This is a genomic window from Paraburkholderia diazotrophica, assembly GCF_038900755.1.
GTDB lineage: Bacteria > Pseudomonadota > Gammaproteobacteria > Burkholderiales > Burkholderiaceae > Paraburkholderia > Paraburkholderia diazotrophica_A.
On record NZ_JBBPEN010000023.1, the window covers coordinates 16430 to 28873 of the forward strand.

The 12444-nt window shown below is 57.4% G+C and carries 10 protein-coding genes and 1 pseudogene; 4 read left to right on the forward strand and 7 right to left on the reverse strand.

The features are described from left to right. Positions 1 to 85: 85 nt before the first annotated feature. Entirely contained in the window at positions 86 to 664 is a 579-nt protein-coding gene (locus AABE10_RS34345; protein WP_342937535.1) for a cysteine dioxygenase, read from the forward strand. A 63-nt stretch (positions 665 to 727) separates the two neighbouring features. Further along, on the forward strand, positions 728 to 1927 hold the full coding sequence (locus AABE10_RS34350) for an MFS transporter (protein ID WP_342937536.1): 1200 nt from the start codon (positions 728 to 730) through the stop codon (positions 1925 to 1927). 185 nt (positions 1928 to 2112) lie between these two features. Here AABE10_RS34350 and AABE10_RS34355 read toward each other — a convergent pair whose 3' ends face one another. Next, positions 2113 to 3243 carry an aminotransferase class V-fold PLP-dependent enzyme gene (locus AABE10_RS34355; RefSeq protein WP_342937537.1) on the reverse strand — a complete coding sequence of 377 codons (1131 nt, stop codon included), beginning with the start codon at positions 3241 to 3243 and terminating at the stop codon, positions 2113 to 2115. 570 nt (positions 3244 to 3813) lie between these two features. Here AABE10_RS34355 and AABE10_RS34360 point away from each other — a divergent pair. Next, positions 3814 to 4404: a hypothetical protein gene (locus AABE10_RS34360; protein ID WP_342937538.1), complete on the forward strand. Its 591-nt coding sequence runs from the start codon at positions 3814 to 3816 to the stop codon at positions 4402 to 4404. 45 nt (positions 4405 to 4449) lie between these two features. Here the strand turns inward: AABE10_RS34360 and AABE10_RS34365 are convergent, their stop codons facing one another. Both AABE10_RS34365 and AABE10_RS34370 read right to left on the reverse strand, forming a co-directional pair. After that, positions 4450 to 4914 carry a hypothetical protein gene (locus AABE10_RS34365; protein ID WP_342937539.1) on the reverse strand — a complete coding sequence of 155 codons (465 nt, stop codon included), beginning with the start codon at positions 4912 to 4914 and terminating at the stop codon, positions 4450 to 4452. A gap of 260 nt (positions 4915 to 5174) precedes the next feature. Further along, positions 5175 to 5924 carry an H-NS family nucleoid-associated regulatory protein gene (locus AABE10_RS34370; RefSeq protein ID WP_342937540.1) on the reverse strand — a complete coding sequence of 250 codons (750 nt, stop codon included), beginning with the start codon at positions 5922 to 5924 and terminating at the stop codon, positions 5175 to 5177. Between the two features lie 432 nt (positions 5925 to 6356). Between AABE10_RS34370 and AABE10_RS34375 the strand changes: the two genes are divergently transcribed. Beyond that, the gene (locus AABE10_RS34375; protein WP_342937541.1) at positions 6357 to 6506 is read left to right on the forward strand and encodes a hypothetical protein; all 150 of its coding nucleotides are present in this window, start codon (positions 6357 to 6359) and stop codon (positions 6504 to 6506) included. 65 nt (positions 6507 to 6571) lie between these two features. On the opposite strand, the gene AABE10_RS34380 is transcribed toward AABE10_RS34375, so the two are convergent. The 4 genes and pseudogenes from AABE10_RS34380 to AABE10_RS34395 form a co-directional block, all read right to left on the reverse strand. Continuing rightward, entirely contained in the window at positions 6572 to 7402 is an 831-nt protein-coding gene (locus AABE10_RS34380; RefSeq protein WP_342937542.1) for a GSU2403 family nucleotidyltransferase fold protein, read from the reverse strand. Next, positions 7399 to 8544 carry an RpiR family transcriptional regulator gene (locus tag AABE10_RS34385; RefSeq protein ID WP_342937543.1) on the reverse strand — a complete coding sequence of 382 codons (1146 nt, stop codon included), beginning with the start codon at positions 8542 to 8544 and terminating at the stop codon, positions 7399 to 7401. Before AABE10_RS34385 ends, AABE10_RS34380 begins: the two co-directional genes overlap by 4 nt. A gap of 1352 nt (positions 8545 to 9896) precedes the next feature. Continuing rightward, positions 9897 to 10628: a hypothetical protein gene (locus AABE10_RS34390; protein ID WP_342937544.1), complete on the reverse strand. Its 732-nt coding sequence runs from the start codon at positions 10626 to 10628 to the stop codon at positions 9897 to 9899. 723 nt (positions 10629 to 11351) lie between these two features. Further along, a pseudogene (locus tag AABE10_RS34395) lies at positions 11352 to 11842 on the reverse strand (transposase); the annotation flags it as partial. Positions 11843 to 12444: the final 602 nt, after the last annotated feature.

The window sequence follows — 12444 nt, forward strand, 5'->3', positions numbered from 1 at the left end:
CGATATCGCTATAGGGTTCGCCACCATCGACCGATCAAGAGTGCGAACCGCCGACTACAATGACACCCCGCCAAGGAGACATGTAATGCGCGTTCCGGCTACGCTCTTCAAACAGTTCGTGCACGAATTTACGCTACTCGTTGACACGTTCCCGGATGATGAAGCGCAAATCCTGGGCACAGGACACGATCTCCTTGCCGAGATCGTTCGTCGCGATGACTGGCTCCCCGAGGCGTATGCGCAGCCACATCCCCAGTACTACCAGCAGTACCTGCTACACGCCGATCCGGCCGATCGTTTTTCGGTTGTCAGCTTTGTCTGGGGCCCGGGCCAGATGACTCCGATCCATAACCACACGGTCTGGGCGCTGATCGGTTTGCTCAGGGGTGGCGAGCGTGCCGAATGTTTTCAAGTCGGGGAGCCCGGCCAGCCGATGCGATCGCTCGGGGTTGATTACCTCAAACCGGGAACTGTCGAGAGTATTTCGCCCCATACCGGCGACATCCACAGGGTATCCAACACATATGATGATCGCGTCTCGATCAGCGTTCATGTCTACGGCGGGAACATCGGACGAATTTCGCGGCACGTCTTCGACCCGCAGACGAGCATGCGCAAACCGTTCATCTCTGGTTACTCGAATGAGGCCGAGATCCCCGCGTAGGCAGTCAACACTTGCGTCGACCCGTTTTATCCGAAGCGCTCCGATGCGCGTGACCCCGTCCTGATGTCCACTTCAAGAATCAACGCCGACGTTGTTCGTTTGGCCACTGCGCAAGCCTTGGCCGGCGCCAACTCCACTGTCGTCTATGCCACCGGCGCGATTATCGGCCACATGCTTGCCCCGACGCCGGCGCTGGCGACATTGCCTGTATCCATCTTCGTTGTCGGCATGGCAGCTGCAACGCTTCCGGTTGGCGTAGTGACGAGGCGCTACGGCAGGAAAGCTGCTGCGCTGTTTGGCAATGCCTGTGGCGTCATCGTCGGACTGTTGGCAGCGTTCGCGCTGGTCATTCCATCGTTCAGCCTGTTCTGCGTCGCCATGCTGTTTGGTGGCGCATACGCAGCCGTGGTGCTGACGTTCCGGTTCGCAGCTGCCGAATGCGTGCCAGCAGAGAGTCGCGCCGGGGCCATGTCGACGGTGCTGGCCGGGGGCGTTGCCGCCGGCATACTGGGACCGCAGCTGGTTACAGCCACCATGAATCTGTGGTCGCCGCATGCGTACGCGGTCACCTACCTGGCCTCCGCCGGCGCCGCGGTGCTCTCGGGGATCGTGCTAATGGGCGTGCGGTTCGAACACCAGCCTCCGATCTCCGCCCATGCACAGGGCCGGGACAGCTCTGTCATCGTACGGCAGCCGCGCTTTGTAGTCGCCATGCTCTGCGGCGTCATAAGCTACATGATGATGAACTTCATGATGACGTCCGCGCCACTGGCCATGGAGTTGTGCGGTATTCCGCGTGTGCACTCCAACTACGGCATCGAGGTCCACGTGATCGCCATGTATCTGCCGAGCTTCTTCACGGGACGGCTGATCGCTCGCGTTGGTGCGCCGACTGTCAGCCTGGCGGGGTTGGTGTTGATTGCGCTGGCCTCCGTCACAGGCATGACCGGTTTGTCGGTGAATCACTTCTGGGTAGCGCTCATGCTGCTCGGCCTAGGCTGGAACTTCGGCTTCCTGGGCGCTTCCGCCCTGGTGTTAGCATGTCACGCGCCGACGGAAGGCCCTCGCGTGCAGTCCATTTACGACTTCGTAGTGTTCGGCACCATGGTCGTCGGCTCGTTCGCGTCGGGCGGTCTGTTGGCGACTTACGGATGGGGCCTGGTATGTGGTGTCATTTTGCCCGCGGTGTTGATAGCAGTCACCAGCGTTTTCTGGCTGCGGTGGGGGCAACCGCGAACAGACGCACTGGCTCACCGCAGTTGACCCCTTCACCGTTTGATTGGCATCCGGAATGACCCGAACGGAAGGTGTGTGCAGTTCTCGCGGCGACGCTCAATATACAGCTGAACGTGCGTGTTGCTGAGGCAGGTGCGGCTGATAAAACGTGTCGCTTCAGATTGCTGACGTTCGTTTCGGTCACTCACATCGGTGCGGCGACCACGACCGGCTCAGTTGGCCTCTTTAACGGCCGCGTGCAGTGCATCCACGAATACATCCAGGTCCGCTTCGTTCATATAGATATGCGGCGACACACGCAGACCTTCCAGCTGGCCGACGCGCCGGTATTTGACGTGAACCGAGAACGGTTGCCGCAAAGTGCGTTCGAGGCGCACGGCATCGATGCCGTCGATAGAAAACAGGCTCACAGCGCCGAGCGTATCGGCCTCGAGCGGCGTGTGAATGCGCAAGCCCTCGATGTCAGCGGCGCGCGCGGTCCAGTAGCGGGTCAGCGCACTTAATCGCGCATGAATATTCGCGACACCGATCTCCCGATGAAGGCGGATCGCCGGTTCGATGCCGGCCTGCAGCGCCGAGTTGTAGGTGCCCAGGTTCCAGTGATCGAACTTGTCCGCCGTGTCGGGCGTGGCATCGAATGGAGCGAGCAATGGCCAGGTTTCGCGTAAACGTCGTCGATTGATGATCAGCATGCCGTTGCCAACGGGCGCGCCGAGCCATTTATGCAGGCTCGTCACGAAGAAGTCGCAGCCGAGTTCGCGAAAGCTGATGGGCATCTGCGCAAAAGATTGCGCTGCGTCGACGATGGTAATAATGCCGCGCTCCCGCGCGAGCGCACACAAGCGCGCGACCGGCAGTACCCTGCCTGTCCAGTGAATCATATGCGTCAGGTGCAGCACGCGCGTGGCGGGGCGGATGGCAGATGAATATGCAGCGACTACTTCCTCATCGCTCGCACGCAGATCGAACGTCACTGCGTCGACGACAACGCCCTCGCGCGTCTGGCGCTGTTGCCAGCCACCCAGTGCGCTCGGATAGTCCCACGGCGACACGAGCACGCGTTCGCCAGCTGATAAGGCGATGCCGAAAATCGCAACGCTAAGGCCCTCACTCGCATTTCGGTTGAGCGCGATCTCCTCTGCGTCGCAATCGGCGAGCGTCGCCAACTGCCGCATGATGTCCGGAAGCTTCGCGTCGAGGCCGGTCCACATGTTGACGTCAGGATTCTTGCTGACGAAACGGTAGGCATCGATGACCGCCTGCTCAACGACGAGCGGCGGCGGGCTGACAGCTGCATTGTTCAGATTAAGCAGCGGATGCTGCGCGGGATATGATTCGCGCACGCGTGCCTAGTCCACGTCGGCGTTCATTTCGCATTGAGTATCTGCAAGCATGTTCTGTCCTGTTCTGGTTTCGGCGCGCGCCTGCAAAGCCGAAGTCAATTTATCTGGTAACAGGCGGCCTGTGTCATTGTTCGGACAGACCAAACCGCACGAATGCTAGTCTTTTGCGATCACAGGCAGAATATCGTGCTGCGCTGCTGTCGGCGACGCGCAGCCCGCTCTCGCGCGCCTTTCGTTCAAGGGTAACCGCAAGGTAATTTATGCTCTGCAGAGCATAATTACGAACCCTGTTCGCCCGCAGCGGACAGATAAAATAACAGCATGGTTGAACCTGTTGTTGCATCGGCGGGGCAAGGCCTGCCCTCGCCGCCCGCAGACCTGAACATTCTCGCCAAACGCACGCCGTGGACCAGGTCTCGCCCGATCCATCCGTTGCCAGCGCCGTCTGGAAGCGTTGCGGTGAACCCGCCTACCCGGCCGTTCGGATCGAGCGGGCGGAGCTTGGCATCGTTGCTTTGGCATCGCTGCTGCGCCGCGCCACATTGACCATACACTTGCCGGGCAACCGCGATGGAAGCGGTGGCTGAAGGCCGTGGTCCACTTGCGTCTGGCGAGTCAATGTTGTGCGACTCTTCGGACATGGTTTCCGTATTGGATAGTACGACCACGCGGCCCTCGGGCAACGCAACTCTTATCACGGACGCTTCTGCGCCCTTCTACCGCCAGATCCTGCTGGAAGAGACAACCAGCCTGGATTACGCGAAAAGGCCGAGCTGGCGACGTTCACCTTTCTGCTCTGAGACGGTCTGGCTTTCGACCAAGGCTGGCTCGTGTGCTTGCGTTTCGATCTGGAAGAAGGCGCCGACTCCGGCGTTCTGCGCGGTGCGCAGCCAGTCTGGCATGTCGCCGAGGCCGTTCTTCCATTCGTTGTCGCGCGCGTCGCGATACAGCGGTGGATGGTCTTTATCGTGCTGGGTCGATTCGGCGAGCGCTTCCGGGGCGCTGCCGAATTTCTTCCATCCTGCGGCGGATCCGGACGATCAGTCGGTCGCGGGCTTCACCATCAGCGATTCTTCCCTTCATGAACAAGCATTTCTCGTAGGGGTCGAGCCGTGCAGTATACCGGCGGCTCGAAAACAAAAAACCCGCAACGGGTTGTGAAGCCAGATCGAGACAGATACGGACGTGCTGCGTCGTAGAAGTCGGTTACGCGTGCCTGCGCGCCATCTGGTCGAACGATTTACCAGCACGGAAACGCTCCAGACGGTCACCCGCGTCGGTGATTATCGCGAGCGGCGCGCGCTGCATCTGATAGTCGTATGTCGCGACGATCACGGCGAATTGCCGAAATCCTTCTTCGTCGAGTGCCCATACATGGAAATTGCGACCATGATCGAAAGCGGCGGAAAGAATGCTTTCAGCGTCCCGCATCTGTTCGAATGTCGCCTCGCCATATCCCGCTTCGGCCAGCAGGCCAGTCAGGATCATCACCTGGCATAGCGTCTGTGCAGCATTGACGTTGCCGCTGCCCCGCCGCATGGCATCAAGCGCGACGTGTACCTGCAGACAGACACGGTCAACCCCGGCGCGCGGCATCGGTAACAGCATTGCCTTGCTCCGGCGCGTGCCTGCCGCCTGGGTGATTCTTGCAAACGGGATCGTTCTGGTCATCAGGTGAATGAGGCGTGGTTTCGAAAGACCTTGCGCTCGAATGCTACACCAAGCCGTGATATACGCTCCGGGCTGTTGGCTATGACTTGGCGACGCGGCCGCCCTGTTTTGCTTGTATTCAGATGGTAGAGGGATCTTTTTCGGCGGTCAGGGAAGCGGCGACGCGCCGACAGTCGCTCGTTAAAGAAACCCGAACTGTTCGAGCAGGACGAAGACGTCCTGCTCATACCAAACACTTTGCGACATATGAATTGCGGAAATCAGGCCGAGACCGCTTCCGAAGCCATGTCGCTGGTCAGTGCAACCGCCTCTGGACTGTGCGGTGCCTTTTTCGCCGGCGCTTTCTTCGTCACAGACTTCTTCGCCACGGCATTTTTGACTGCGGCCTTCTTCGCCGGCGCAGATCGAGTTAATACTGTCTTGCCCTTCTTTGCGACCAGCTTTTTCCTCGCGGCTTTCTTCACCGCTGCCTTCGTGGCCGAAGCTGATTTCGAGGCCGGGAGTCCCTCTTCCGCGCCAGCAATCAGAAACTTCGAACGATCCTTGGCGCCAGCCAGCCATGCCGGTGCCCGACCGCGCCCACTCCAGGTCGCGCCACTTTTGGGATCGCGATATTTCGGAGCCTGGGGTCCGCGCACGTAGTTGCCGGGTTTTGCCGTCTTCCTGGCGATAGGAGCCGGTTGTGCGACGCTGTCGTCAATCAGAAACCTGGTACGGTCCCTGGCACTCGCAATCCATGCTGGAGCGCGGCCGTGTCCCGTCCAGGTAGCGCCCGTCTTCGGATCGCGGTACCTCGCAGGAGCTGTGGGTTTGGTGATCGCCGCGGCGCCTGGCTTACGACCGCGTTTCTTGCTGCCTAAGTGTGCATCGATGTCCGCGATGGTCAGGCCATGCTTCTCCATCAGGTCACGAATCTTGGCGATGGCGGTCGACGACTGACTCCTGATGAGCGCATCAGCTTGCGCCTGAAGCTTTGTGATTCGTGCCTGCACTTTTTCGAGCGTTGCCATTTGTCCCCCTTCGGTATAGCGATGGCCGCACTATGCCACACAGCATTGAGCAAACGCTAGTGTCGACCTCTCCAGCTGCGGCCGACCTACGAGCTGGATGTCCGTAACGGGTGGTTGATGACGTCGGTGAAAGCCGATCGTCCGGCACTCGGCGTCGCGAGCACGCTGATTCAACCCGGGATAGGAGTGGAAGTTAGATGACCCGACTCCTGGAGAGCCTCACCTTTTCGCCGACCTGAGAGGACAAAAAACGGCAGTGCCTGCCACCCTCGGAATGCACCGAGCCTGGCGTCGTTGCGGGAAGTTCATTTCAGTGCATGTCTTAAGGCATTTTCCTGACACAGCAATCGTGCCGCGTCACAGAATGCACCTGCTCACTCCATAAACAGAATAGCAAGCGCCTCCTAACTCGAGAGTGAATCAACCACGACCATGGCAAAGAAGATCAGCGTTCAGCAGGTACCGGCGAAAAAGCGCCGTTCGGCGATGCCTGTGCCCGAGCAGCACGTGGACCACGCGGATATCCTCCTTTTGTTCGAGCAGGTGCGTCGCGAGACTGTGGCGCCTATGTTTAAGACATAGTCGTCGTAAATGCGCGCCTCACGGGTGCGCTCGCAACTGGGCGGGGCCGGTCACCCATGACGATTTTAAGCCTCGCCGAAAATTTCCTCGAAGCCTTCCTGGCACAGCTGTAGCAGCTGGGCGGGATCGTTGCCCCGAATTTCCGCAGCTGCGCGGATGACGTCGTTCATCTCCCAAAACAGTTCTTTGACGCCATTGCGAACGGATTTCTGCTGGTTGGGATGCAGCGTGCCATCGAGCTCCTTCCAGATCGGGACGAGGTCGGTCTCAATCGCCGCGTAGAAGATCTGCAGGGTGTCGTGGATGTACACCACATCCTGCGCGAGTTTGTTTTGTTCGTCTCTCTTCTTGCGGATCAGCAGCTTCTGGATCATGAAGCTTACCGGGTTCGGCACGCGAACGGCTTCCACTGCCTCGCCCAACCCGGAATCATCCTCGGGGATGGTCACAACCCAAGGCTTGTACAGCAGCACTTCGAGGTAACGAAGCTTTTGCGCGACCACTCCAGCCTTCAATTCGGTCGCATCATCTTTCAATCTCCCTTGCCGGTCGCGCTTCTTCCCGCTGTTCGTGAGAGGGGTGAGAAACTCCGCATAGAAACCTTTCGCGTCGCCGCCCATGGTGTAGCGCATTGCTGGCGGCTTGTAGTCACCAGTAAAGTTGGGCTCTTCCGTGAACCCCGCCGCAACCAGCGCCTGCTTGATATCGCCTTCGAGCAGCTCGCGCTCCGCGTAGGCCACGTCTGCATCCTGCGTGAAGATCGGATTATAGTCGGCCGTGTAGGCGCGCGGCTCGTAGTGGTAGAGCCGAAACGCCCAGCCGCCGACAAATACGATCTGCTTGCGCCAGGGTTCGAGGGTTAGCGCGAGCGTGCTGAATTCCGTCAGATCGCTCACGCGCGCGCTCCTACTACGTTCGCCAGAACGCCGTGCTCGAACTCGGCCGCCTGCTCGGCACCGCGCGACGGATCAGCTGATACGTCAAGCCATGTCTGGATGATGTCGGACACCCACTTCCCCTCATGAAGCACGCGCCCCCGGCCTAGCGATTGCGGATACGGGTGCTGCCGCAAAACCACATCGGCCCGCTCGCCGTCATGCATGAGTCGCAGGCCCCGCCAATGCTCGGCGGCTGCGAGGTCGGGCACCCAGAGGGTTGTTATGAAGCCACGTACGTGCCCCACGCCAAGCGCGTCCGCCGCAGCGAACTGGCCAAGCGTCACCTCTTCCCCTTCCCGCTTGAGAAGCTTTCGCAGTTGCTGATCCTCAGGCACGCCTGGCGCGAGATATTTCATGGGCAGCCCCACAGCTGGCTTCAGGTACGCGGCTTTCCATCGTTGTGCCAGTTTGCGTCGCTGCACGACTCGCAAGTATGGCGCGGACTCGATGAAATTCTCTTCTTTCAGGGCATTGATGAGGCGTGTGGCAGACATGACAGATACACGAGCTTCGCGCGCGAGGTCGGTCGCCGTGAGGTAGGTCCTGCCCGGGGCGTTGATCATCCCTTCACGGCTGATGTCTGCCGCGAGCAGGAGTTTGAGCATCCACTGGGCGAGATCCGAGAACACGAGCGGCGGCGGCGCAGAATGGCTTCTGCGCCGCACGCTGGTAACGGAACGTTCATCAGCCACATGGTCCAGTCCGGGAAAGTCAGCGTACAACGGCTCGCCCGCCAGTATGGCGAAGGGCTCACCCTGCCCATACTGGCGATGAAAATCCATGAGCTTTTTGACGAGCGCCGTCGAAGCGGTTCCCACCCAGATGAGAACGGCCGGGCGGACGCCATTTTGCTGCGATCGAAGGCGTGCCTCCAACAGAGCCTGCGAGAAAAGTGGTATCACGCGGTCGGAGCGCCCTTCCGTCGACGTCTTCAATACGGCGTAATACGTCCGACCGTGAGGGTCGGTCAGAACGAAATCTCCGATCCAACCCGTCTCACGGTCCTCCTCGACCTGCCAGCCATTACCTTCGAACAGCGAATCCAGGGAGCTTCGTGCCAGACGGTCAGCCGCTCCGAGAGAAAGGTATCGATCGCTCATGTTTCACTCGGCCACGTTAACTAACATGGCCATCTGAAATAACACGGCCATGTTACTACCGCGCCGCCGGGTTCGCAAGGGTATCCGGTTGCCGGAAAAAAAACGGGACGCCGAGCGCCGACGGCGATACCGATGATCGCGCGCACGAAACGTGGCTTTTTCCGCCGCGCGAGTTGAGACGTTGGAGTATCAAGCGCAGGCACTGCCGAAAAGTTCGATCGTTGGGCACACGTAAGAAGCGCCTTTAACTTTGGTTAGCAAGGTTGGGCTGAACCGCACCTAGAACCGTGAAGCCAATTGGCTTGCTATAAGCTAGTGTATAGATCTGTCACCAACCTTCGCTGCACATCTGCGACGGATGCGCCTCAATTCGGATACACAGCCGGCTGCGCTCTATAGTGCGGCCGCTCCTATGGGCCGTAACGATGTCCCGACCTTCGCCCGAAGGAACTCGAAAATGATCGCTGCAGCACGAGCCTTCGCCTCCGGTTCGACGCCAGCGCCATGGCCACCGTCGCTGTGTTCCACGTACCAGACTTCGTCGTGTCCGAGCGCCTGCATCTTTGCGACCATCTTGCGCGCGTGGCCGGGGTGTGCACAGGATCGTCTGTCGACGACGAAGCGCGATCGTACCGCGGATAGATCAGCGTGAATCCGTCTAAAACCCACCGGATATGGCCACCCTCCTCCTGGTTCAGGTCAAGCACATTGATGTCAAGCACTGTCTCCCATTGAGGGTGTCCCGCGATCAAAGCGTCCCATGGTGTGCGCCGAATAAAGCCGAGAGGATGCTGTTCGTCGCCCAGATATTGCAGCCCCATCACCATAGCGCCCGCATATAGTGATGCGATCTTGCGCCATCATGTCGTCGAGAATCCGTTTGGTTAGCGTGTCAGCGCGTGGTGAATTTCCATACATCGCCATGGTTCTTACGGGTGTGCACGGGCCCGTGAATCCACAGAATTGTGCAACGGCGTCCATATCATTTCCGAGTGCGAATTTACCACGAATATAAATCACCATTGAAAAGTAGCTTCGACAGTTGAAGGCTGGCGGTCGTTTGCGTTTTCGAAACGCCATTTCAAACAGCAGCACGAGCCTGATAACTCACCGACTCACATGCGAATGATCGATCTCGATTCCGCGCTCGGCAATCATCGTTTTCCAAATTGCGCGGACCTAACGAATATGTAACATACCACCCCCTTCGCATCACGACCTTGTCAGACGGTTAATGCAGGCGCTAGAGCACCTTCGTCATGACCGGATTCACGTTTCGTTTCATTGATCAAAATTTTCGCCTTCATGTGCGAGCATTAAGGCTCGTCGCGCCACGAAAAGGCATTAGAGATCTATGGGTAAACGGGTGAACATTCATACGGCGAAGGAAACCATTTACCCACTTCACAAGCAAAACTTGGATCGGTTTTATGTAGTTTATGGAAAGTATCCGTTGGTGTCGTGCCTTTATGAACGCAATCTGCTGCATTGAACCATGCCTGAACCCCTACTGCCCAATATTCGCCGGGATTTTGCCCGGCGTATGAATTTCCCAGATACTTCTCCTTCGCATCTTTATACAACGCATTCAAACGGTCATCAAACCCTGGGTCGTGAACAAGTATGCCCGCGTCCATGACAGCATGTGCGAACTCATGGATACAAATAGATTCACGTGGATATCTGTCCAAAGGGCGTCCTACTTTGAGCAAATTCGCTTCACTGCAACTTACATATGGAAGGCAAGAAATCCAGCCGCATCCCTGTGCTCTTTTATCCCATTTTTCGTCGCATGGTAGTGGGAATCGTCTATCCATATCCACATACTCTGGAAGCGTCGTCATCTCTCTATTCTTTTGGATAATGAGAAAACCCTTTACGTTATTTGCGAGCAGCCTCCGGATCGGGTCATGTTTTGATACCATTACCTCGATGATGCGTTTTGCCTTAAGAAGCGCAAAACTATCGACTTCTGCCGCTGCGACAACCGGTATTCCACTAGCGTCAACGTATTTTTTGTAGTAGTTCCTGTCGAACCCCAAGCTATCAGGAACGGGCGAAATAAAATCGACATGCGTCTCCATCCGCATTTCCTTCGAAAAATAGTTTAGAGCCCGCACCTTGCATGTCATACATGCATCGAATGCGGAAATGACAGAGTTAGTGACATCCGCTTAGCTTTTTTCAATCCGATAAGCTACGCATTCGAGGGATTCTTGAAGCCAAAAATGTGACTCTTGTTTTTCAAACCGGACTTCTTCGTACTGTTGCTGCGAGTAGCACTGGCATACACGAACGCCACGAAATCACTCCAACAACTCGTTTGGCCAATACCTCCGCATGAACACGCATAAGTGGCGCGCATCCCTTTAAACACCAACAATACCGCGCTACGTTAGTTCCATGAGTCGGGAATTCTTCATAGAACATTCGTGGTTCATGGCGCGTTTGACAAAAGACAACGGGATTGCATCGGTCGAAGCAGATCGCGTCGTTCAGCTGTTAATAGGCACGTAACTTCCCACTCTCCATTTGGTCCGCTTGACCGCTTCCCAGACGCAAAATGTGCGCCAACTCGTGCATGTACATGAAAACAGCGCTCGCCTCCAACGTTTCGTGTCTCAAATCCGACAATCACAACAAACCGCAAGTGTCGGTCGAAAACAGTGCCCATCAACCTGAGCTATAGTTTTTTATCGAAAGGCTTTACCTAGTTTTTCATATCAAGTGGACTTCGTAATCCCTTATATCTTCGCGCCTGGCAGAATCTGAACCAACAAGGGTTAAGAAGATGAGTTCTTCAGTTTTCAACAGCAGATGATGCAACAGGCGTTTTTCATGAAGGCTTCATGGATGAATGCGAGACGTTCGAAGCGGATGCGCAGTCGTCGAAAGTTGTGAAGCCATGAGATGGTGCACTCGACAACCAGCGTGTTTTGCCCAGTCCGCTGCCGTAAGGCCCGCCGAGTCGGGTGATTTGAGTGGCGATACCGGCCGCGTGTAGCGGACGGCGGTATTTGTCGTGATCGGTGGCGGGCCTCGCTCGCCAGCAATGGGTGGGATGGTGTCAACCAGCGCGTGAAGCTGGGTGACATCGTGGCGGTTGGCGCCGGTGAGAATTGCCGCGAGCGGGACGCTTCGGTAATGAGGTGGTGCTTTGAACCTGGTCGCGCACGGTCGGTGGGATTCGGTCCCGTTTTTGGCCTGCGCCCACCGCGCGGAAATCGACGACTACACGGGATCACTCAATCCGGTCGGCCTCGCGCAGCTTTGCGAGCAGGACCTCGTGCGGCCGTTCCTGATTGAGCAGTTCGTCCAGGTTCTGTTCGGGGCAATATTTCGGAAGCCGAATAAGACGCAGGCCTTCTGCGTTGTCAACGACGAAGCGCCTGACAGCCATGGACCGATCGATGTACCGGATATCCGTCAACGATCAGGCATAGCTTGCGGGTAGCCTGTTTGAGCAGACGTTTCATAAATTCGATGAACGTCACGTTTTGAACGTCCCCTCGAACACCATGAAGCTCAACGTCCCACGACTGGATATCGCCGAGATCATAGCTTCATCCATTTGCTCACCACTCGCAGGCTCACACTGTAAATGTTCGCCACCGCAGTCTGCATCTCATCGCGCCACGCACCGCTTGCACGATCATTTTCTTCACGTGCGCCTGCGTGGCTCCATCCAGCTTTCTGGCATCGTTTTTTCTCTTCATGCTCGTACAACGCATTGCGCACTATTTGGTGCACACCTCAGTGACTAGGCGAATCCTTACGCAATATTCAGGATTGGACGACGGTAGTTTTTCGAGAAATTGGCCGATATCAGTGATCGTGTTCTGCGTCGTAAGCGAAGCTGAAGGTGCGCGGTTCGATACCTTGTAACTTTCGTTAGCTCTG

Excerpts from the sequence above, each read along its gene's own strand:
- AABE10_RS34345 (WP_342937535.1), top strand. The coding sequence starts at position 86 with ATGCGCGTTCCGGCTACGCTCTTCAAACAGTTCGTGCACGAATTTACG.
- AABE10_RS34350 (WP_342937536.1), top strand. The coding sequence starts at position 728 with ATGTCCACTTCAAGAATCAACGCCGACGTTGTTCGTTTGGCCACTGCG.
- AABE10_RS34360 (WP_342937538.1), top strand. The coding sequence starts at position 3,814 with ATGGAAGCGGTGGCTGAAGGCCGTGGTCCACTTGCGTCTGGCGAGTCA.
- AABE10_RS34365 (WP_342937539.1), bottom strand. The coding sequence starts at position 4,914 with ATGACCAGAACGATCCCGTTTGCAAGAATCACCCAGGCGGCAGGCACG.
- AABE10_RS34370 (WP_342937540.1), bottom strand. The coding sequence starts at position 5,924 with ATGGCAACGCTCGAAAAAGTGCAGGCACGAATCACAAAGCTTCAGGCG.
- AABE10_RS34375 (WP_342937541.1), top strand. The coding sequence starts at position 6,357 with ATGGCAAAGAAGATCAGCGTTCAGCAGGTACCGGCGAAAAAGCGCCGT.
- AABE10_RS34385 (WP_342937543.1), bottom strand. The coding sequence starts at position 8,544 with ATGAGCGATCGATACCTTTCTCTCGGAGCGGCTGACCGTCTGGCACGA.
- AABE10_RS34390 (WP_342937544.1), bottom strand. The coding sequence starts at position 10,628 with ATGGAGACGCATGTCGATTTTATTTCGCCCGTTCCTGATAGCTTGGGG.